At 62.5% G+C, this 19,693-nt stretch carries 19 protein-coding genes and 1 pseudogene; 12 read left to right on the forward strand and 8 right to left on the reverse strand.

Annotated features, from left to right (window positions below):
• Window positions 1-65 precede the first annotated feature (65 nt).
• From BJ928_RS05585 to BJ928_RS05615, 7 genes and pseudogenes are all read left to right on the forward strand, one after another.
• Window positions 66-1,649: an aromatic amino acid lyase gene (locus BJ928_RS05585; protein ID WP_047628382.1), complete on the forward strand. Its 1,584-nt coding sequence runs from the start codon at window positions 66-68 to the stop codon at window positions 1,647-1,649.
• A 27-nt stretch (window positions 1,650-1,676) separates the two neighbouring features.
• Window positions 1,677-3,062 (forward strand): amidohydrolase family protein, encoded by a 1,386-nt coding sequence (locus BJ928_RS05590; RefSeq protein ID WP_047628384.1) that lies wholly within the window; start codon window positions 1,677-1,679, stop codon window positions 3,060-3,062.
• Window positions 3,059-4,353 (forward strand): annotated as a pseudogene (locus tag BJ928_RS05595) (Zn-dependent hydrolase); the annotation flags it as partial. The gene BJ928_RS05590 and the pseudogene BJ928_RS05595, both read left to right, overlap by 4 nt.
• Window positions 4,337-5,437 (forward strand): DUF917 domain-containing protein, encoded by a 1,101-nt coding sequence (locus tag BJ928_RS05600; protein WP_047628388.1) that lies wholly within the window; start codon window positions 4,337-4,339, stop codon window positions 5,435-5,437. The pseudogene BJ928_RS05595 and the gene BJ928_RS05600, both read left to right, overlap by 17 nt.
• 18 nt (window positions 5,438-5,455) lie before the next feature.
• Window positions 5,456-5,785, forward strand: a complete 330-nt coding sequence (locus BJ928_RS05605) for a TfoX/Sxy family protein (protein ID WP_047628390.1) — start codon at window positions 5,456-5,458, stop codon at window positions 5,783-5,785.
• A gap of 42 nt (window positions 5,786-5,827) precedes the next feature.
• On the forward strand, window positions 5,828-7,489 hold the full coding sequence (locus tag BJ928_RS05610; RefSeq protein ID WP_047628392.1) for a urocanate hydratase: 1,662 nt from the start codon (window positions 5,828-5,830) through the stop codon (window positions 7,487-7,489).
• Between the two features lie 71 nt (window positions 7,490-7,560).
• Window positions 7,561-8,229 carry a parallel beta-helix repeat-containing protein gene (locus BJ928_RS05615; protein ID WP_047628393.1) on the forward strand — a complete coding sequence of 223 codons (669 nt, stop codon included), beginning with the start codon at window positions 7,561-7,563 and terminating at the stop codon, window positions 8,227-8,229.
• 8 nt (window positions 8,230-8,237) lie between these two features.
• On the opposite strand, the gene BJ928_RS05620 is transcribed toward BJ928_RS05615, so the two are convergent.
• From BJ928_RS05620 to BJ928_RS05640, 5 genes are all read right to left on the reverse strand, one after another.
• On the reverse strand, window positions 8,238-8,642 hold the full coding sequence (locus BJ928_RS05620) for a GFA family protein (RefSeq protein WP_047628394.1): 405 nt from the start codon (window positions 8,640-8,642) through the stop codon (window positions 8,238-8,240).
• Window positions 8,642-9,130, reverse strand: a complete 489-nt coding sequence (locus BJ928_RS05625; RefSeq protein ID WP_052227479.1) for an SRPBCC domain-containing protein — start codon at window positions 9,128-9,130, stop codon at window positions 8,642-8,644. The genes BJ928_RS05620 and BJ928_RS05625 overlap by 1 nt, the downstream gene beginning before the upstream one ends.
• The gene (locus tag BJ928_RS05630) at window positions 9,114-9,455 is read right to left on the reverse strand and encodes a metalloregulator ArsR/SmtB family transcription factor (protein WP_047628398.1); all 342 of its coding nucleotides are present in this window, start codon (window positions 9,453-9,455) and stop codon (window positions 9,114-9,116) included. The genes BJ928_RS05625 and BJ928_RS05630 overlap by 17 nt, the downstream gene beginning before the upstream one ends.
• A 90-nt stretch (window positions 9,456-9,545) precedes the next feature.
• Complete coding sequence (locus BJ928_RS05635) at window positions 9,546-9,932, reverse strand: VOC family protein (protein ID WP_047628400.1); 387 nt, start codon at window positions 9,930-9,932, stop codon at window positions 9,546-9,548.
• 14 nt (window positions 9,933-9,946) lie between these two features.
• A complete protein-coding gene (locus BJ928_RS05640; protein ID WP_047628401.1) occupies window positions 9,947-11,230 on the reverse strand; it encodes an MFS transporter in 1,284 nt (427 codons plus the stop codon).
• Window positions 11,231-11,328: 98 nt separating this feature from the next.
• Here BJ928_RS05640 and BJ928_RS05645 point away from each other — a divergent pair, with 98 nt between their 5' ends.
• Window positions 11,329-12,204 carry a LysR family transcriptional regulator gene (locus BJ928_RS05645; protein ID WP_047628403.1) on the forward strand — a complete coding sequence of 292 codons (876 nt, stop codon included), beginning with the start codon at window positions 11,329-11,331 and terminating at the stop codon, window positions 12,202-12,204.
• On the opposite strand, the gene BJ928_RS05650 is transcribed toward BJ928_RS05645, so the two are convergent.
• The gene (locus BJ928_RS05650; protein ID WP_047628405.1) at window positions 12,205-13,107 is read right to left on the reverse strand and encodes a LysR family transcriptional regulator; all 903 of its coding nucleotides are present in this window, start codon (window positions 13,105-13,107) and stop codon (window positions 12,205-12,207) included.
• Window positions 13,108-13,226: 119 nt separating this feature from the next.
• Here BJ928_RS05650 and BJ928_RS05655 point away from each other — a divergent pair, with 119 nt between their 5' ends.
• Window positions 13,227-13,991: an SDR family oxidoreductase gene (locus BJ928_RS05655; RefSeq protein ID WP_047628406.1), complete on the forward strand. Its 765-nt coding sequence runs from the start codon at window positions 13,227-13,229 to the stop codon at window positions 13,989-13,991.
• Between the two features lie 152 nt (window positions 13,992-14,143).
• On the opposite strand, the gene BJ928_RS05660 is transcribed toward BJ928_RS05655, so the two are convergent.
• On the reverse strand, window positions 14,144-14,590 hold the full coding sequence (locus tag BJ928_RS05660; RefSeq protein ID WP_183079377.1) for an ester cyclase: 447 nt from the start codon (window positions 14,588-14,590) through the stop codon (window positions 14,144-14,146).
• A 214-nt stretch (window positions 14,591-14,804) separates the two neighbouring features.
• Between BJ928_RS05660 and coaBC the strand changes: the two genes are divergently transcribed.
• Window positions 14,805-16,016: a bifunctional phosphopantothenoylcysteine decarboxylase/phosphopantothenate--cysteine ligase CoaBC gene (gene coaBC, locus BJ928_RS05665; protein ID WP_047628410.1), complete on the forward strand. Its 1,212-nt coding sequence runs from the start codon at window positions 14,805-14,807 to the stop codon at window positions 16,014-16,016.
• Here coaBC and BJ928_RS05670 read toward each other — a convergent pair.
• Window positions 16,003-16,818, reverse strand: coding sequence for a class II glutamine amidotransferase (locus BJ928_RS05670; protein ID WP_047628412.1), 816 nt, complete (start codon window positions 16,816-16,818; stop codon window positions 16,003-16,005). The genes coaBC and BJ928_RS05670 overlap by 14 nt on opposite strands.
• Window positions 16,819-17,409: 591 nt before the next feature.
• Between BJ928_RS05670 and otsB the strand changes: the two genes are divergently transcribed.
• Together otsB and otsA are read left to right on the forward strand one after the other, a co-directional pair.
• Window positions 17,410-18,204, forward strand: a complete 795-nt coding sequence (gene otsB, locus BJ928_RS05675) for a trehalose-phosphatase (protein ID WP_047628413.1) — start codon at window positions 17,410-17,412, stop codon at window positions 18,202-18,204.
• A 111-nt stretch (window positions 18,205-18,315) separates the two neighbouring features.
• Window positions 18,316-19,692 (forward strand): alpha,alpha-trehalose-phosphate synthase (UDP-forming), encoded by a 1,377-nt coding sequence (otsA, locus tag BJ928_RS05680; protein ID WP_047628414.1) that lies wholly within the window; start codon window positions 18,316-18,318, stop codon window positions 19,690-19,692.
• The last annotated feature ends 1 nt before the right edge of the window (window position 19,693 follow it).

A 19,693-nucleotide genomic window follows, 5' to 3' on the forward strand; every position in this document is an offset into this window, starting at 1 on the left:
CCATTTGGGATATCCCATTTGCGATAAGGCTCGCATAGCCTCGCGAAAAAAGGAGAACAAAATACATGGAGCGTCAGAGAGCCGGCATCGAACTCACCGGGCAACCCCTCGGGTTCAGCGACCTGGTGCGGATCGGGGCGGGCGTCGCCCTGCCCTCGGCATCGGAAACCGGCATGGCGCGCGTGCGCATAGCGCGGGGTATTCTCGAAAGCGCAATCCAATCCGGCATGCCGGTCTACGGCTCCACGACCGGCGTCGGCGCCATGAAGGATGTCGAATGGTCTCCCGAAGATCTTGATGCCTTCAATCTCGGCCTCGTGCGCGCCCATCATTTCGGCACGGGCGCCCCTTTCTCCATGTCGGTCGTGCGCAACGCCATGGCCATCCGGGTCAATACGGCTCTGACCGGTCAGGTCGGATGTTCGCAGGAATTGATCCAGGCCTATCTGCAGCTTCTCAGCGCCGACGTCATTCCGGTCGTTCGGCGCACTGGCTCGATCGGCTGCGCCGATATCGGCCTGATGGGCCAGATCGGCGCAGTTCTGACCGGCGTCGGCGAGGCGGTCTATCGCGGCCGCCGAATGCAGGCGGCCGATGCCTTCGATGCCGCCGGCATCGCTCCCGTCCGGATGATGCCGCGCGACAGCTTGGCCTCGCTCAGCGTCAATGCCGTCAGCTTTGCGGCCGCCGCCGAGACAACCCGCAATGCCGCCGCCTCGATCCGCGTGCTGCTTGCGACCGGCATGATGGCGGCCGGCGCGCTCGGTACTTCGCGCGACCCCTGGATTTCGGTGCGCCATGTCGGCACAGCCCGCGAAGCCCTGATCGGCGCATGGCTATGCAACGCCTCGGATGAATGGCCCTGGCCGGTCGCTACCCATGTGCAGGACCCGCTGAGCCTGCGCATGATCGCCCAGGTCTTCGGCGCCGTCATCGAAAACCTGCTCACGGCCGGCCACAAGATCCTCGCCGCCACCGGCCGCTCGGACGACAATCCCGTCATCGTCGACGGGCGAGTGATGACCTCGGGCGGCTCCCTTCCGCTTGATGTCACGGTGCTTCTGGAAGCCGCCGTCATCTGCATGGCCCACGCCGCGCGCAACGCCTTCAATCGCTGCGTCCTGCTCGGCAACGGCCAGCGGCGCGGCCTGCCGGTCAATCTCGTCCCGGAAGGGAAGATCGCAACCGGCTTCGGACCTATCATCAAGCTTGCCGGCGAAATCTTTTCGCGCGTGCTCTCCATGTCCAACCCGGTCTCGGCACAGTCGCTGGTCGTCGCGGCGGGCATGGAAGACGAGGCAGCCTTCCTGCCGCTGGTCATCGAGCGCTTCGAGCGGCAGATGCGGGCGCTGAAGCGCCTGGCGGCGCTGGAGGCGCTGTTGTCGGCGCAGGCGATGGATATTCTTGGCGACAAGCCGGAAGGCGTGGCACGCATGCTCTATGACGTCGTGCGCAAACATGCCGATTTCTACGTGGTGGACCGTCCCCTTTCGGCCGAAGTCGAGGCGATCGAGGAGGAACTTGCCTCCGAAGCCTTCATTTCGGAGATGATCGCCCATAAGCCCATCATCGCCTATGATGATTTCTTCGCACTCGGCTCGCTGGAGCGGGTCGAAGAGCGGCTTTATCGCGACACCGTCGCCATCTGAACCAACCGACAAGCGGAGAGACTGTACATGGCCGATTTCGATCTTGTTCTGCAAGGCACCGTCGTTTTGCCCGAACGCATCGTGGAAGCCGGTTACGTCGCCGTGCGCGACGGCAAGATCGCCGAAGTGGGCATCGGCGTGCCGCCGGCTGCGCGCGAGCGGCACCTGCTCGGCAAGGCGCTGATCCTGCCCGGCGCGATCGACGCGCAAACCCACTCGCTGTCCCAGAAGGATCAGGAGGATTTCATCTGGTCGACGCGTTCGGCAGCCGCCGGCGGCGTCACCACCATCGTCGATATGCCCTATGACGAAGGCAATCTCGTCTGCTCGGCAGCATCGGTGAAAAAGAAGGTCGACCACGCCGCGCCGCAATCGCGCGTCGACTTTGCCCTCTATGGAACCATCGATCCTGAAGAAGGGCCGGCACGCATCGCGGAGATGGTCGAGGCCGGTGTCGCCGCCTTCAAATTCTCCACCTTCGGCACCGATCCGAAACGCTTTCCGCGCATTCCGCCCGCCCTGCTCGACGCCTGCTTTGCGGCGATCGCGCCCACGGGTCTCACCGCCGGCGTGCACAACGAAGACGACGAAGCGGTTCGCACCTATATGGAACAGGTGAAGGCAAGCGGCGTCACCGACTACCGCGCCCACGGCCTTTCCCGCCCGCCGATTACCGAACTGCTGGCCATGCACACGATCTTCGAGACGGGTGCGGATACCGGCTGCCCGGCCCATGTCGTGCATTGCTCACTCGGCCGCGGCTATGACATTGCCCGCGCCTATCGCCGCGACGGCTTCGAAGCGACGGTCGAATGCTGCATTCACTATCTGACGCTCGACGAAGAAAACGATGTGCGGCGTCTTGGCGGCAAGGCGAAAATTAATCCGCCGATCCGCCCGCGCGCCGAAGTGGAAACCTTGTGGCGCAAGGTGGCGGAAGGCAATGTCTGGCTCGTCTCGACCGACCATGTCAGCTGGTCGGAAAATCGCAAAACCAATCCGGACATGCTGGCGAACGCTTCCGGCGTGCCGGGACTGGAGGTCATGGTGCCGCTCTTCGTCAAGGGTGCTCTGGAACGCGGCGTGCCGCTGACCTGGGCCGCGAAGCTGATGGCGGAGAATCCGGCTAAGCATTTTCGCCTCGATCATATCAAGGGCGCGCTGACGCCCGGCAAGGATGCCGATATCGTCGTGCTGGAGCCGCGCGAAATGGTTTACGACGCGGCGGCAAGCGGCAACAACGTCGTCGGCTGGAGCCCCTATAACGGCATCCGCCTGCCCTGGACTGTGTCGGCGGCCTATCTTAGAGGCAAGCAGATCACCGAGGGACAGAAGGTGCTGGCCGAACCCGGCTCCGGCAGCTTCGTTCGTCCCTTGCCTCGTCAAGTTCTTGCCGGAGATGCAGCCCGATGACCGACACCAAGCGCCACAACCTGCCCGTCAACGCCGACCGTATCGCTGAAGACATCGATGCGCTGGCCGGCATTACCGAGCCGGGCCATCCCTGGACGCGCCGTGCCTTCTCGCCGCTCTTTCTGGAAGGACGCGCCTATATCGACGCACGGATGAAAGCCGCAGGACTTGAGACGCGAATGGATGCCGCCGGCAACCTGATCGGCCGGCGCGAGGGCGCCAAGCCCGGCCTCGGCACGATCCTTGTGGGCTCGCATTCCGACACCGTTCCCGATGGCGGCCGCTTCGACGGCATCGCCGGTACGATCGCCGCGCTGGAAGTCGCACGCTCCTTGAAGGATCGTGGCATCGAACTCGACCATGATCTGGAGATCGTCGATTTCCTGGCCGAAGAAGTCAGCATCTTCGGCGTCTCCTGCGTCGGCAGCCGCGGCATGACCGGCCAGATCCCGGAGGCATGGCTCTCCCGCACGAGCGGTGATCGCACGCTTTCGCAGGGCATTGCCGAGGTCGGCGGTGATCCCTCCGTGCTACTCTCCCAGAAGCGGCCGGATATTGCCGGCTTCCTGGAGCTGCATATCGAGCAGGGCCCTGTGCTAGAAGCCGAGAACAAGGATATCGGCATCGTCACCGCGATCGCCGGCATCACCCGCATCGAAATCACCGTGGAAGGCCGTGCTGACCATGCCGGCACGACGCCGATGGATCGCCGTGCGGATGCGCTGGTAGCCGCCTCGCAACTGGTCCTCGACATTCGCCAACGCGCTGCTGAACAGGCAAAGACGCCGGGGCATTTCGCCGCCACCGTCGGCGAATTCCGCATCGAGCCGAATGCCGCCAATGTCGTGCCCTCGAAGGTCGTGCTCTTGATCGACGGCCGCGCCGAAATCCGCAGCGATATGGAAGATTTCCTCGCCTGGATCGACGGCGAGGTGAAGATCATCGCCGCCGACTATGGCGTGACGATCAATACGCCGGTGCGCGTCTCCGACAATATGCCGACCCCCGGCGCGCCGGTGCTGCTCGAAACCCTTGAGCGCGCCTGCGACACGGTCGGCGCCAAGCATCGTCGCATGGCCTCCGGCGCCGGCCACGACACGGCCTGGATCGCCAAGGTCGCCCCTGCCGCGATGATCTTCGTGCCCTGCAAGGAAGGCCGCAGCCATTGCGCCGAAGAATGGGCCGAGAATGACGACATCGCCATGGGCGCCGCCGTTCTTTTTGAAGCGGTGCGCGACATGGACAAGAACCTCAAACAGAACCGGGAGTAGTCAATGGGACGCGTACTCGTTGCCAAGGATGTGGAAGCGGCCGTCAAGGGCGGCTCGGTTTACGCCGCGGGCGGTGGCGGCTGGGCCGATCACGGCCGCATGCTCGGCTATGCGGCCGTCAATGTCGGCAAGCCGGAGCTGGTGTCGATCGACGAACTTGATGACAACGACTGGATCGCCACGGCAGCCGCCATCGGCGCACCGGCCTCCACGACCCCCTGGGAAATGCAGGGCATCGACTACGTGAAGGCCGCCCAGCTGCTGCAGGACGAGCTTGGCGAGAAGCTTTCCGGCCTGATCATCGGCCAGAACGGCAAGTCCTCGACGCTGAACGGCTGGCTGCCATCGGCCATTCTCGGAACCAAGGTGGTGGACGCGGTGGGTGACATCCGCGCCCATCCCACCGGCGACATGGGCTCGATCGGCATGGCGGGCTCGCCGGAGCAGATGATCCAGACCGCCGTCGGCGGCAACCGCGCCGAAAACCGCTATATCGAGCTGGTCGTCAAGGGCGCAACGGCGAAGATTTCGCCGATCCTGCGCGCGGCGTCCGACCAGTCCGGCGGCTTCATCGCCTCCTGCCGCAACCCGCTGCGCGCTTCTTACGTCCGCACGCATGCAGCACTCGGCGGCATCTCCATGGCGCTTTCGCTCGGCGAAGCGATCATCGAGGCGGAAAAGAAGGGTGGCAGCGCCGTCATCGACGCCATCTGCAAGACAACCGGCGGCCATATTCTGGCCGAAGGCACGATCACGAAGAAGGACGTCGTCTACACGAAGGAAGCCTTCGATATCGGCACCGTCACGGTCGGCTCAGGCGACAAGGCCGTCGTCATGCATGTGATGAACGAGTACATGGCCGTCGAGGATACCGGCGGCAAGCGGCTCGCAACCTTCCCCTCCGTCATCACCACGCTGTCGCCGGAAGGCGAGCCCTTGAGCGTCGGCCAGCTGCACGAGGGCATGAACGTCTTCATCCTGCATGTGCCGATGGATATCATTCCGCTGTCTGCCAGCGTGCTCGACCCCACGGTCTATCCCTCCGTCGAAAAGGCGATGGGGATCGAGATCGCGAAATACGCGCTGGCCGGCAAGAAAGGCTGAGAAGCGCAGGAGGCTTGAATGGCCCGCGACGCCGGTCTCGAAGAATTGCTGAGAGAAGAGCTCGGGGAACGCCCCGGGCTTAGCGAAAAGGCGATGTTCGGCGGCTGGGCCTTTCTGCTCAATGGCCACCTGCTGTGCGGCGCCCGTGACGACGGGATGCTGATCCGCCTCGGCAAAGGTAACGACGCCTGGGCGCTGGAGCAACATGACGTCAAGCCCATGCTGTCCCGCGGCCGGGAAATGCAGGGGTGGGTGCGCGCCGGGCCGGAGGCCTATGGCAACGACATGCTGCGCAAGCGGCTGCTTCTGGCCGCGCTGGACTTCGTCGAAGGCCTGCCGCCGAAATAGCCGGGCCGCCGAAACAACAACGAAAACAGGGAAGGGAAACCCATGCCGAAAGCCAATCCGCGTCACCCGAAATTCCCCATTCCGGGCGGCCCGGAGCTGCGTGCCAAGGGCTGGCGGCAGGAGGCGTTGCTGCGCCTGCTCGAAAACGTGCTCTCGGTCGGCGAAGATCCCGACAATCTCGTCGTCTATGCCGCCCTCGGCAAGGCTGCCCGCAACTGGGCGGCACACAAGGGCATCGTCAAGGCGCTGACGGAGATGGATGAGAACCAGACCCTGCTCATCCAGTCCGGTAAGCCGATCGGCCTCATCCGCACGCATGACAAGGCGCCGCTCGTCATCATGGCGAACTGCAATATCGTCGGGCAATGGGCGAAGGCCGAGGTGTTCTACGAGCTGCAGCGCAAGGGCCTGATCTGCTGGGGCGGGCTTACGGCCGGCGCCTGGCAATATATCGGCAGCCAGGGCGTGATTCAGGGCACCTATGAAATCTTCATGCGCATCGCCGAGCGTCGCTTCGGCGGCGATCTCTTCGGCCGTTTCGTGCTGACCGCCGGTCTCGGCGGCATGGGCGGCGCACAGCCGCTCGCCGGCCGCATGGCGGGTGCCGCCATCCTCTGCGTCGATATCGATGCGGAGCGCGCCAGAAAGCGCCAGGAAATCGGCTATCTGCAGGAAATCGCCCCGGACCTCGATTCCGCGCTGGCGATGATCGATGCGGCGGTCAAGGAAAAACGGGCGCTTTCCGTCGGCCTCGTCGGCAATGCGGCCGAGATTTATCCCGAGATTGCACGCCGCGGCATCGTGCCCGATATCGTCACCGACCAGACCTCGGCCCATGATCTCGTCTATGGTTATGTGCCGAAGGGCATGAGCCTCAGCCAAGTCAAAGATCTCCGCGACGACGGCCAGGGCCAGCTGATGGCGGCAAGCCGCGCCTCGATCGTCGAGCATGTGAAGGCTATGCTGGACTTCCAGAAGAAGGGCTCCGAAGTCTTCGACAACGGCAACCTGATCCGCACCCAGGCAAAGGAAGGCGGCGTCGCCAACGCCTTCGATATCCCGATCTTCACCGAGGCCTATTTGCGGCCGCTCTTCTGCCGTGCGATCGGCCCATTCCGCTGGATGGCGCTTTCGGGCGAGGAAAGCGACATCGCCCGCATCGACGATCTGCTCCTCGAAATGTTCCCCGACAACAAGATCATTACCAACTGGATCAAACTTGCTCGCGAGCATGTGCCCTTCGAGGGTCTGCCGGCGCGCATTGCCTGGCTCGGCCATGGTGAGCGCACGGCGCTTGCCCGCCGCGTCAACGAGCTTGTCGCCAGCGGCGAGCTGAAAGGCCCGATCGCGTTTTCGCGCGACCACCTCGATGCCGGCGCCATGGCACATCCGAACATCATGACCGAGGGCATGAAGGACGGCTCCGACGCGATTGCCGACTGGCCGCTGATCGACGCCATGATGCTCTGCTCGTCGATGGCCGATCTCGTCGTCGTCCATTCCGGCGGCGGCGGCTATGCCGGCTACATGACGAGCTGCGGCGTCACCATCGTCGCAGACGGCACGGCGGCGGCCGACGAACGGCTCGACCATGCGCTGACCAACGACACCGCACTCGGCGTCATGCGCTATGCCGACGCCGGTTATGAGGAAGCGCTCGACGAAGTTGCGAAAAAGGATGTGCCCTATATCCGACTGGGGTAAGCACGTCTGTTCTTGGCGACATCGACAGATTATGGTCCCGGGCAATTATTGACAAGTTGTGAGAGTTGTCCGTGATCCCCTGGACCTTGCTTGATACCGCGAAAATCCCCGGTGGCGGCGAGCTGCGCCTGAAGCAGCGCGGCCAGGAATTTTCCATCATGCTCGGCACCAACGAGCTGATGAACAGCCGCCTGAGCGGCTCCGAGCGCGCGCTTGCGACGCTTTCCTGCGAGAAGATCAAGGGCCGAAAGACACCGCACATACTGATCGGCGGCCTCGGCATGGGCTTTACCTTGCGCGCGGCTCTCGGCGAACTCGACACGGACGCCAAGGTTACGGTCGCGGAGCTGGTTCCGGCCGTCGTGACCTGGGCACGCGGGCCGATGGCGACGGTCTTTGATGGCTGCCTCGATGATCCGCGCGTCGCCATTCATGAGGGCGACGTACGCCCGCTTATCCGTGCCCGCAAGGCGGCCTACGATGCCATCCTGCTCGACGTCGATAATGGTCCCGATGGCATTACGTCGGAGGCCAATGACGGCCTATACGATTATCAGGGCCTGAAGGCGGCACGCGATGCGCTTCGCCCCGGCGGCATCCTTGCCGTCTGGTCTTCAGGACCCGATGAGCGCTTCACGAAGCGCCTGCGCGATAGCGGTTTTGCAGCCGAGGTGGTCAACACCCGCGCCAACGGCAAGACGGGCGCGCGTCATGTCATCTGGCTGGCCACTAAGGGCTAAGCCTCGCGCTAGAGATAGCGCGTTTCCTCCGGCGCGCGATCGTAGCGGTCATCGCGGCCGTCAAAATAGCCCACGGGGAGCGAGGCGAGTTCCTCGTCGGTGGTATCGTCCAAACAGCTGACGCTGATCGCATAGAACTTGCCGCCGAGTGCCGGATTTTCACCCTGGTTGAAGGAGCTGATGCCGCAGGTCTTGCAGAAGAGGTGATGCAAGATGCGCGGGCCGAATTGATATTCGCTGATGTTGCCCTCGCCCGAGGTCAGCCGGAAATCGGCTGGTGTGGCGACGGCCAACCAGTTGCGCTTCTTCTTGCAGATCGAGCAATTGCATTTGAAGGTGCCCGCCTGCAGGTCGAGATCGGCTTCGTAGCTCACCGCGCCGCAATGGCAGCTTCCATGATAGGTCTTCTTCATCACTCCAATCCTTCCCTTGAGGTGGCTTCTGCGTAAGCGACATATTTGTCGAGGGCCTGCTCCCAGCCGCCGGTCTGCAATCTCAGTTCGGTATCATCGGGCAGTTCGACCTTGCGGAAGACAAGGCGTGTCTTCTCGCCAAGCTCCTGAAATACCACGGTCACCTGCATCGGGTGGCCGGGTTTTCCATCCTGGTTCTCCCAGGCAAAGGTGAAGACGAGGCGCTCGGGCGGGACGATCTCCAGATAGCGACCGTGGCTCCAATATTCCTTGCCCTCCTTCGTCATGATGCAATGCCGCCAGGCGCCGCCCTCCCGCAGATCGACGGAGACCGATGAAGCCTTCGTGGTCTGCGGCCCCCACCAGCGCATCAGATGTTCCGGCTCCGTCCAGAGGCGAAACAAGAGGGCACGCGGCGCGGCAATATCGCGGGTCAGCACGATCTCGCGCGGCGGGCGCATGCTGCCGCCCTCAGTTGCTGGGGTCATTCTTCCCTCCCTTTTGCAATAGTGCTGCATAGGCTTCCAGGCGATCGAGATTGTCGTTCCAGAACTGCCGGTAGTTCTCCAACCAATCATCCACCTGCCGCAGCGGCTTTGGCTCCAGCCGGCAGGGCCGCCATTGCGCTTCCCTCCCCTTCGAAATCAGACCAGCCTTTTCCAGCACCTTCAGATGCTTGGAGACGGCGACCAGCGACATGTCGAAAGGTTCGGCCAGTTCGGAAACGGATGCCTCGCCATTCGCCAGCCGCGCCAGGATTGCCCGGCGGGTCGGGTCGGCAAGGGCCGAGAGGGTCATGCTCAATGCGTCCATGCGACTTCATAAACCAGATAGTTAATTAACTTATAGGTTTAATATAGGTCGCAAGTAAGTTCTGTCAAGAAGCGCCTACGGCGTACGATCTCAGGAAACGATGTTGGAAACTTCGATCAGGTTCCGGTCGGGATCGCGGAAATAGACCGAGAGAATGGGACCGGTCGCACCGGTTCGGCGAACCGGGCCATCCTCGATCGCGACGCTCTCGGCCTGCAAGTGAGCGATGATGTCATCGAGCGGCGTGGTGCTGATGAAGCAGAGATCGGCCGAGCCCGGTGTCGGACGCTCGGCCTTCGGCTCGAACTCATGTCCGGCGCGGTGCAGATTGATCTTCTGGTTGCCGAAGGTCAGAGCCTTGCGGCCCTCCCCGAAGGTTTCGACACCCATGCCGAGAACGCGGGCATAGAAATCGCAGCTCTCATCAATGCTCGCGACCGTGAGCACCAGATGATCGAGATGGTCGATGCGGATCATGGCGGCCTCCGGCCTCAGCGACGCGCCAGCCTGGCAACGGCCAGAGCGCTGACGAGGCATAGTGCGAGCATGACGAGGATGAAGGCAACCACGGCATTCCAGCCATCGGCAAGCCAGAAGTAACCGCCGAGCGAACCGGCGATGCTGGAGCCGAGATAATAGGCCAGCAGGTAGAGCGAGGAGGCGTGTCCCTTGAAGCTGCGGGCAAGCCGACCCACCAGCGCACTGGCGACGGAGTGGGCCATGAAGAAGCCGATCGTCACAAGGACGATGCCGAGAATGATCAGCGGCAGCGAACTGGAAAGCGTGACTGCCGCACCGAGCGCCGCAATCAGCACACCGATCGGCAGCACGATGAAATGGCCGATGCGATCGCCGAGCAGGCCCGCGGCCCAGGAGGCGACGATACCGAAGAGATAGGCTGTGAAGATCAGGCCAAGCTCGGTCTGGCTGAGATTATAAGGCGCGGCGACGAGGCGGAAGCCGGCATAATTATAGACCGTGACGAAGGAGCCCATGACGAGAAAGGCGATGGCAAAGAGAAATGGCAGCGCCGCATTGCCGAAATGACCGCCCCAGGCCTTTACGTGAAAGGCGGCATCGAAGCCCTTGCGCGGGGTGAAGTTGCGCGACGGCGGCAGAAGATAGAGGAAACCGACGGCGGCGATCAGGCCGAGAATGCCAATGGTTGCCAGCGCCGGGCGCCAGCTCAGATATTCGGCGATCGTACCCGTCACGACGCGCCCAGCCATGCCGCCGAAAGCATTGCCGGCGATGTAGAGACCCATGGCGCCGCCAAGGCCGCGTGGCTCGATTTCTTCGGCCAGATAGGTCATGGCAACAGCGGGGACGCCACCCAGAAGGAAGCCCTCGAGCGCGCGGACGACCAGCAGCATATGCCAGCTCGGAGACACCGCGCAGATGATCGTACAGATGGCCGCGCCGAGCAGCGAGACGAACATCAGGCTGCGGCGGCCGAGGCTTTCCGAAACGGCGGCGGCCCCGAAGATCGCAAAAGCGAGAAAGCCGGTAGACAGCGATAGAGACAGCGAGCTTGCTGCGGGCGTGACACCGAAATCCTGAGAGAAGATCGGCATCAGCGGCTGCACGCAATAAAGCAGCGAGAAGGTGGCAAAGCCCGAGAGAAACAGCGCGATGGTGGCGCGGCGGAAGGCAGGCGTACCGCGTGTCAGGAACTGGCGAGGCTCCGCTTGCGGCTCGTTCTTGACGAGCGTCAATCCGGGACTGGACGGGACTTCGGAAACAGTAATCTCCTGCTTGCTGGCGACGCGGAACATGGTGGGCACCTAACCTTTCTCATCCTCAAATCTAGCCAGATCAACTCCATTAGTCCAATATATGGAACAGGCGATCTTGATAGCTTTTGGAGATAGCGATGGAGCTGCGTCATATCCGCTATTTTCTGGCGCTCGCGGAAGCCGGGAATTTCACCCGTGCGGCCGCCAATCTCGGCATCGGCCAGCCGCCGCTCAGCCAGCAGATTCGGGACCTGGAAAACGAGGTGGGCGCGCAACTGTTCCATCGCGTACCGCATGGCGCGGAGCTGACGGCGGCCGGCGAAGCCTTTCTGACAGAGGCAAGAATGGCGGTCGAGGCGGCGGAAAAGGCAAAGCTTGCCGCCCAGCGCGCCAATCGCGGCGAGATCGGCCGTCTCTCGCTTGGCTTCACCGCGTCCTCCGCCTTCAACACCATCGTCACGGCGACGATCCGCGAGTTTCGTGGGCACTGGCCGGAGGTACGGCTGTCGCTGACCGAGATGAACACCAACGCGCTGATGGAGCGGCTGATGCGCGGCGAGATCGACGCAGCTTTCATTCGCCCGGGGCTGGAAGATCCCAGAGATGTACGGCTGAAGCGCTTTGCCGACGAGCCGATGCTGATTGCACTGCCGGCCCATCATCCGCTGGCAAGTCAGGACCACGTGCCGATCGCTGCGCTTGCCGGCGAGCCCTTCATCCTTTTCCCGCGCATGGTGGGTCTCAGCCTCTATGATGACATTGTCGCTGCTTGCCGCGAAGCGGGCTTCGACCTCGTGGTGACGCAGGAAGCGCCGCAAATCCCCTCTGTCGTCAATCTCGTCGCCGCCAATCTCGGCGTTTCCATCGTTCCGGCCTCGATCTCGCAGATCAAGCTCGACGGTGTTGCCTATCGGCCGATCGATGGGCCGCCTGTCGTCGCTCGCCTCGGGCTCGCCAGCCTCAAGGCGCAACGCTCGCCCGTCATCGCCAATCTGATGAGCCTGATAGCCTAACTAGCTCCGCTCCCAATAGGGCGGGTCGCCGAACGCCTTCTTGAGGTGATCGGCCATAGCCCGGAGTTTGGCCGAGGGATTGCGACCCTCAGGATGGGCCATGAAGATGAACTCCGGCTCCGGTCGATAGCCGACGTCGATCTCGACAAGCCGCCCGTCTCTGACAGAAGGCCCGGCAATGAAAGTGGGCAGCAAGGCAATGCCGAGCCCGGCAATCGCAGCATCATGAAGAACATCGCCGTTATTCACGCCCAATGCCAGCGTTCCCCTGATGACGATGGCGCCCTCGGGACCCTGAAAACGCCAATCCGCAACGCCGCGATTCGTGTAGAAAATACCGCGATGATTCTCGAGGTCGGCCAGGGAGGAGGGCTTACCGTGACGTGTCAGATAATCCGGCGACGCCACAACGAGACGGCGGCTGCGGGCGAGCTTCCATGCGACAAGGCGCGAGTCGGCAATCAGGCCGTGACGGATAATTGCATCATAGCCATCCGAGGCGGCATCGACCCGGCGATCGTCGAGATCGAGCGTCAGTTCGATCTCCGGATGCTCGGCGAGAAACGGATAGAGGGCCGGCCCCAGATGCAGCCGGCCGAAGGTGACGGGCGCGGCGATGCGCAGCGGTCCCATCAATGTGCCGCGCCGTTCGGCGAGATCGGCGGCGGCCTCGCGCACCTCCTGCGCGATGCGCCTCGCGCGCTGCAGAAAGGCGGTGCCATCCTCCGTCAGGCTCAGCTTGCGGGTCGTGCGGTGAAGCAGGGTTGCCCCCAGTGCTTTCTCCATTTCCGAGAGGCGTTCGCTGACGACGGATTTCGACAGGCGCAGGCGTCGTGCCGCCTCGCTGATCGAGCCGACCTCGGCTACGGTCACGAACGTCACGATCCCGTCGATCTTCAACATCGTTCGGAAACTCCGAATTCGAATTCCACTATTTGCAGACTAATCCGAACGATTGGAAAAGGCCATCTTCCACGTATCGGACAAACCGAAAGATACGTTCCCACAAAGGAGATGGAACAATGAACCGCTTGAATGGAAAAGTCGCAATCGTCACCGGCGCCAGCTCCGGCATCGGCCGCGTCACCGCAAAGCTCTTCGCCGCAGAGGGCGCGAAGGTCGTTGTCGGCGCGCGCCGCGCCGCAGAGCTGGAAAGCCTTGCCGCCGAGATCAAGGCTGCCGGCGGCGAAGCCGCCGTACTGGCCGGCGACGTACGCTCGGAAGACTATCACAAGGCGCTGGTCGCCCTTGCGGTCGAGCGCTATGGCAGGCTCGATATCGCTTTCAACAATGCCGGTACGCTCGGCGAAGCCGGTCCCAGCACCGAGGTTTCAGAGGCTGGCTTTGCCGATGCGCTGGCAATCAACCTCACCGCATCGTTCCTGGCCGCCAAGCACCAGATCGGTGAAATGGTGAAGCATGGCGGTGGTTCCGTGATCTTCACGTCGACCTTTGTCGGCTATACCGTCGGCTTCCCTGGCGTCGCCGCCTATGCCGCCAGCAAGTCCGGCCTGATCGGCCTGACGCAAGCACTCGCCGCAGAATTCGGCCCGCAGAATGTGCGCGTCAATGCCATCCTGCCAGGTGCAGTCGATACAGATATGTACCGTGAAATGAACGACACGGCTGACAAGCAAGCCTTCATAACCAATCTGCATGCGCTGAAGCGTGTCGCCGGCCCCGAAGAGATTGCACACTCGGTCCTCTACCTCGCCTCCGATGACGCAAGCTTCGTCAGCGGCACTGCTTCGCTCATCGACGGTGGTCTGTCGATCACGCGGACCTGAGTGGGCGTTTTGCCGACGCGATTATTGCGCCGGCAACGTCGGAATACGGACATGATCCCGCAAGCAGGAAATGGGTGCGGGATCATGTCGTCGGAATGCTTTGAATGGATGAGGACGGGCCGCGGATCTTACTTCCCTTTCGGCCCTTCCACTCAGAACATTGTATTGTTGTTCTTCGACGTCTCGGGGATCGGCTGGACCGAATCCCAATGTTCCTGGATCTTGTTGTCTTCGACGCGGAAGATATCGACGATGGCGCTGCCGCGGTCGCCCGGCTGGCGAATGGCATGGACTCGCAGGATCACGTAATCGCCGTCGACCATCACGCGCTTGATCTCGCTCTTCGACTGCGGATAGTTCTTCTTCAGGTACTCAAGGAAGCCGCGCAGGCCTTCAGGACCATCGGCCGCCATCGGATTGTGCTGGATGTACTTGCCGAGATATTTGGAGGCCGCGTCGAAGTCCTTTTCGTTCAGCGCCTTCTGGTAGAAATCCAGAACGATCTCCTTGTTCTTCAGCTCTTGCGGCGAATAGGCACGCTCGGCAAAAGCCGGCATGGCCGCGGCCATGATTGGCAGGGCGATCATCGCGATTTTCATCAGTTTCAAGGCGTTGCTCCTTTGGTCGTTAACGTGTTCACCTTTGTCGAGACCAAAGGCACGCGCAAATGACAAGGGCGTGAGGCCGACGTGATCATCTGCCGGAAATGGCGGGAAACGGCGGCTCACAACCGTAATGAGAGAATGCCACGATTGCCTATGACACACCAAAGGCTTAGGCTTGTCGGCAAAAGAACAGACGACGGGTTCAGGCATGGTTCTCGCAGGAAAGCGCATCCTTCTTATCATCTCCGGCGGCATCGCGGCCTATAAGAGCCTCGACCTCATCCGCCGGCTGCGCGAGCGCGGCGCGAGCGTGCGGCCCGTCATGACATCGGGCGCGCAGGAGTTCATTACGCCGCTTGCCGTCGGCGCGCTGGCCGCCGACCATGTCTTCACCGATCTGTTTTCGCGCCAGGATGAGCAGGATGTCGGCCATATCAGGCTGGCGCGCGACTGCGACCTCGTGCTGATCGCGCCGGCGACGGCCGATCTGCTCGCAAAGATGGCAAACGGGCTGGCAGATGATCTGGCCTCCACCATACTGCTTGCCACGGACCGCCCTGTGCTGGCCGCCCCGGCCATGAACCCGAAGATGTGGGCGCATCCCGCGACCAGGCGCAACGTCGAGACACTACGTAGTGACGGTATTGCCTTCGTCGGTCCGATGACGGGCGAGATGGCCGAAAGCGGCGAGAGCGGCGCGGGCCGGATGGCCGAACCGCTCGATATCGTTGCCGCCGCGGAGATGAGGCTCGACAATGGCCACAAGCCACTTGCCGGCAAGAAAGTCGTTATCACCTCGGGGCCAACACATGAGCCGATCGACCCCGTGCGCTATATCGCCAACCGCTCCTCAGGAAGGCAGGGCCATGCCATCGCTGCTGCGCTTGCCGCCCTCGGCGCCGACGTGACGCTGGTCTCAGGCCCCGTTTCCATTCCCGATCCCGCAGGCATGCATGTCATCCATGTCGAGCGGGCGGACGAAATGCGCGATGCCGTTCTGGCAGCCCTTCCCGCCGACATCGCCGTCATGGTGGCGGCCGTCGCAGACTGGAAGGTCGCTTCCGCATCGGACCAGAAGATCAAGAAGCACCCAGGCGAGTCGCTCCCGACACTGGCGCTCACGGAAAATCCCGACATTCTGAAAACGGTTGGCCATCACACGCAGCGGCCGAAACTCGTCATCGGCTTTGCCGCCGAAACACAGGATGTCGAGAGCAATGCCCGCGCGAAGCTGGAGCGCAAAGGCGCCGACTTCATCGTCGCCAACGACGTCTCGCCCGCAACCGGCATCATGGGCGGCACGCACAACCGCGTGAAGATCATCAGCCACGCGGGCGTTGAGCAATGGCCCGATCTCGACAAGGATGAAGTGGCGGCTCGGCTCGCGGCCCTGATATCGGCTCAGTTCACGCAGGGATAGCAGTCATCGGCTGACGCTCGGCTGCGACGCGCTCCTCCGGCTGGAAGGACGTAACATGGACACCGGTATCGTCGATCACAACGGCGCTGCCGTCGGGGATCTCGCGCCAGGCGTCGACATCGTCGTTCAACGGTTCCGACACGAGGCAGTTGCCTGACCCGACCGGCGAGGCGTAGAGCGTCGGCGCCTTGCGATCCGTCGCATAGCGTATGGCGTAGAGCGACTTGCCATCGGAAAAGGCTGCCGTGAAGCGCACCAGCACCGAGCCTGTGAGATGCAGCGAGAGGCCTTCGACAAAGCCAATGGCCTCGGCCATCGCCGCAAGCGGATTGGCGGCCATGCCGAATTGCATCGCAAGCAGGAAGAGAAGCTCTGAATCGGTGGTGCCGCTGCGGGCGTTAAACAGCCGGTCATCGAGCATGGCTTCCATCGGCCGGCGCAGGCGGTCGAAATTGGAAATCTGGCCGTTGTGCTGGAATGACCAGTTCTCGAAGACGAAGGGATGGCAATTGTCGCGCCGCGTGCCGCCGCCGGTGGCGGCGCGGACATGCGCGAGGAAGAGCGGCGAGCGGATCTGCCGCGCCAGGCTCTTCAGATTGCAATCGGACCAGGCCGGCAGGATATCGCGATAGCGACCCGGTTCCGACCGATCACCATACCAGGCAATGCCGAAACCGTCACCATTTGTCGCGGTCTTGGCGCGCGTGGCGCAATGGGATTGTTCGATCAGGGAGTGGGCAGGCGAAGACACCAGCTCCTCCAGATAGAGGGGGTCTCCACGATAGGCTGCCCAGCGACACATGCGTCTTGTTCTCCGATTCCCGCTGTCTTCCTGTCCCGCGGGAGAATGGCAAATCTTGGACGATTGTTTATGCGGAATGGGTAATAAACTCTTAATTTTCCATGCCACTATCTGCAACATGACAGATATTTGACGCTTCGTCCGATCACGTTTCGCATCGCAACATTTTCTTCGTGAAGCCCGACGCCATAGGGTTTTTCGCGAGGATGAGCCGAGCGTGGGCATTTCAATGCGACAACAAGTGTGAAGCCCTTAGAAACCGTGCCTCTTGCATCGGCTCGAATTTGAGCTACGTTTGTCTTGTCTGAAACGTAACGAAAGGAAGGTGATCCAATGTCTAGTGAGATTTCGGTCTTTGTATACGGCATGGAAATGGTTGTGAACGTTGCGAGGCAGCCCTCGCTCTGACCAACACCTTCCCGAAGCGTTCGTCGCTTCAGGCCAGTTACGGGCCAAAGCTCATGGGGGGTCGCTTAAGGCGGCCCCTTTTGCATTCATGGGCGCTACCATCGACGCAATTGCCGATGGTTCCTCGCAAGCAATTTCGTTTTTTTCCTTGCCGAACGGGAAGAGCGCCTTAGCTAACCCTCCATGTCTTCTCAGGAACAGCCCCAACAGGGCGAAGCCGAACCGAGGCCGCTGAAAGAGCCGGCTCTTACCGCACTCTCACTGTATCCGCAGGACTGGGCCTTGTTCCTCGATATCGACGGAACCTTGCTCGATCTTGCCGAAAGACCGGAGGCGATCGTCGTTCCCGACTATCTGCCAGGCCTCCTCCACGCGCTTTCGCGCCAGCTTGGCGGCGCGCTCGCCCTGGTGACGGGACGCGCCATCGAATTCGTCGATCCCCTTTTTGCTCCCTTTCGCTTCCCCGTTGCCGGCCTACATGGCGCGGAACGTCGCGATGCGGCCGGAAGGCTGCGCCGCGCGCATATCCCGCCCGCCTTCCAGGCAATGAAGCAGGTCATTCGACGCGAGGCCCAGGCCTGGCCCGGCGCCATCGTCGAGGACAAGGGGGCTGCAGTCGCGGTTCACTTTCGCCACGCACCCGCATACGAGGCCGCGATCGACGACACCATGCAGCGCCATCTGGAGGAAGCCGGTCCCGACTGGAACCTGCAGCGGGGCAAGATGGTGATCGAAATCTGTCCTGCGCACGCCAGCAAGGGACATGCCGTCGAGGCGTTTCTTGCTGAGGAGCCTTTCGAAGGCCGCCGCCCCATTACGATCGGTGACGACGTCACCGACGAGACGATGTTTGCTGCCGCCAACCGCCTGGGCGGCCAGTCCGTGCGTGTCGGGGACGGCAACGGAAAAACGCTGGCGCGTGCATCCATTGGCTCGCCCGCGCGTTTAAGGGATGTGCTGGGAACGCTCGTCAAGTAACCCGTCGATCACTTCGAAGCCTTCCAGCTTCTTCGTTTCCCGCAATTCCGAACGGAAAACGGCTGCGTACTTTTCCTGGAATTGCTTTAGCCTTCTCGAAAGGAATTGCCGTTGAGCCGTCTCATCATCGTTTCCAATCGCGTTTCCGTTCCCGATCATAAGGGCGCGGCTGCCGCAGGCGGCTTGGCCGTGGCGCTGCAGGCCGCCCTTGCCGAGCGTGGCGGTATCTGGATGGGCTGGTCCGGCAAATCGAGCGGCGACGTCGAGCCCGAGCCGCTGCAGATGACCAAGGACGGCAATATTACCTACGCGCTGACCGATCTGACGCAGACGGACGTCGAGGAATACTATCAGGGCTTTGCCAACCGGGTGCTCTGGCCGATCTGCCATTATCGGCTCGATCTTGCGGAATATGCCCGCAAGGAAATGACGGGCTATTTCCGCGTCAACCGCTTCTTCGCTCATCGGCTGGCACCCTTGATCGAGCCTGACGACATCATCTGGGTGCACGATTATCATCTGATTCCACTGGCCGCCGAGCTTAGGCAGATGGGGCTGAAGAACCGCATCGGTTTCTTCCTGCACATTCCCTGGCCGCCGGCCGATGTCGTGCTGGCCATGCCGGTGCATGAAGAGATTATGCGCGGCCTCTCCTCCTACGACCTGCTCGGGTTCCAGACAGACCATGATCTCGAGAACTTCGCGGGCTGCCTGAAACGCGAGGGCATGGGCATCGAGAAGAGCCCCGGCCATTTCAGCGCTCACGGCCATAATTTTCGTGGCGGCGCCTATTCGATCGGCATCGAGACGGAGGGCTTTGCCGCCTTCGCACGCAAGGCCACCTCGCACAGCATGGTGCAGAAGGTCCGGCAGAGCATCGAGGGCCGCGACCTGATCCTCGGTGTCGACCGGCTCGACTATTCCAAGGGCATCACGCAGCGCATCGACGCTTTCGAGCGCTTCATCACCAACAACCCGGCGCACCAGCGCAGCGTCACCTACCTGCAGATCACGCCGAAGTCGCGCTCGGAAGTGCCTGAGTACGAGGCGATGCAGCATGCTGTCGCCGAACAGGCTGGCCGGGTCAACGGTACCATCGGCACGGTCGACTGGGTGCCGATCCGCTACATCAACCGCTCGATCAGCCGCCCGATCCTGGCCGGTCTCTACCGGCTCGCGAAGGTCGGACTGGTGACGCCGCTGCGTGACGGTATGAACCTCGTCGCCAAGGAATATGTCGCCGCGCAGGACCCGGAAGACCCCGGCGTGCTCGTGCTCTCGCGCTTTGCCGGCGCGGCGCGCAAGCTGAAGGGCGCGCTGCTGGTCAACCCCTACGACGTCGACGGCACCGCCAATGCGCTGGCGCGAGCGGTCAATATGCCGCTGCAGGAGCGGCAGGAACGCTGGCGCGGCATGATGGATTACCTGCTTGAGAACGACGTATCGCGCTGGTGCGAGACGTTTCTTAACGATCTTACGTCGGAATAGC

It is taken from the genome of Rhizobium sp. WW_1, assembly GCF_003610155.1.
Taxonomy (GTDB): domain Bacteria; phylum Pseudomonadota; class Alphaproteobacteria; order Rhizobiales; family Rhizobiaceae; genus Rhizobium; species Rhizobium tropici_A.

What these genes read in the sequence shown, in the direction of transcription:
- BJ928_RS05585 (WP_047628382.1), top strand. Translation starts at nt 66, where the DNA reads ATGGAGCGTCAGAGAGCCGGCATCGAACTCACCGGGCAACCCCTCGGG.
- BJ928_RS05590 (WP_047628384.1), top strand. Translation starts at nt 1,677, where the DNA reads ATGGCCGATTTCGATCTTGTTCTGCAAGGCACCGTCGTTTTGCCCGAA.
- BJ928_RS05600 (WP_047628388.1), top strand. Translation starts at nt 4,337, where the DNA reads ATGGGACGCGTACTCGTTGCCAAGGATGTGGAAGCGGCCGTCAAGGGC.
- BJ928_RS05605 (WP_047628390.1), top strand. Translation starts at nt 5,456, where the DNA reads ATGGCCCGCGACGCCGGTCTCGAAGAATTGCTGAGAGAAGAGCTCGGG.
- BJ928_RS05610 (WP_047628392.1), top strand. Translation starts at nt 5,828, where the DNA reads ATGCCGAAAGCCAATCCGCGTCACCCGAAATTCCCCATTCCGGGCGGC.
- BJ928_RS05620 (WP_047628394.1), bottom strand. Translation starts at nt 8,642, where the DNA reads ATGAAGAAGACCTATCATGGAAGCTGCCATTGCGGCGCGGTGAGCTAC.
- BJ928_RS05625 (WP_052227479.1), bottom strand. Translation starts at nt 9,130, where the DNA reads ATGACCCCAGCAACTGAGGGCGGCAGCATGCGCCCGCCGCGCGAGATC.
- BJ928_RS05630 (WP_047628398.1), bottom strand. Translation starts at nt 9,455, where the DNA reads ATGGACGCATTGAGCATGACCCTCTCGGCCCTTGCCGACCCGACCCGC.
- BJ928_RS05635 (WP_047628400.1), bottom strand. Translation starts at nt 9,932, where the DNA reads ATGATCCGCATCGACCATCTCGATCATCTGGTGCTCACGGTCGCGAGC.
- BJ928_RS05640 (WP_047628401.1), bottom strand. Translation starts at nt 11,230, where the DNA reads ATGTTCCGCGTCGCCAGCAAGCAGGAGATTACTGTTTCCGAAGTCCCG.
- BJ928_RS05645 (WP_047628403.1), top strand. Translation starts at nt 11,329, where the DNA reads ATGGAGCTGCGTCATATCCGCTATTTTCTGGCGCTCGCGGAAGCCGGG.
- BJ928_RS05650 (WP_047628405.1), bottom strand. Translation starts at nt 13,107, where the DNA reads ATGTTGAAGATCGACGGGATCGTGACGTTCGTGACCGTAGCCGAGGTC.
- BJ928_RS05655 (WP_047628406.1), top strand. Translation starts at nt 13,227, where the DNA reads ATGAACCGCTTGAATGGAAAAGTCGCAATCGTCACCGGCGCCAGCTCC.
- BJ928_RS05660 (WP_183079377.1), bottom strand. Translation starts at nt 14,590, where the DNA reads ATGAAAATCGCGATGATCGCCCTGCCAATCATGGCCGCGGCCATGCCG.
- coaBC (WP_047628410.1), top strand. Translation starts at nt 14,805, where the DNA reads ATGGTTCTCGCAGGAAAGCGCATCCTTCTTATCATCTCCGGCGGCATC.
- BJ928_RS05670 (WP_047628412.1), bottom strand. Translation starts at nt 16,818, where the DNA reads ATGTGTCGCTGGGCAGCCTATCGTGGAGACCCCCTCTATCTGGAGGAG.
- otsB (WP_047628413.1), top strand. Translation starts at nt 17,410, where the DNA reads ATGTCTTCTCAGGAACAGCCCCAACAGGGCGAAGCCGAACCGAGGCCG.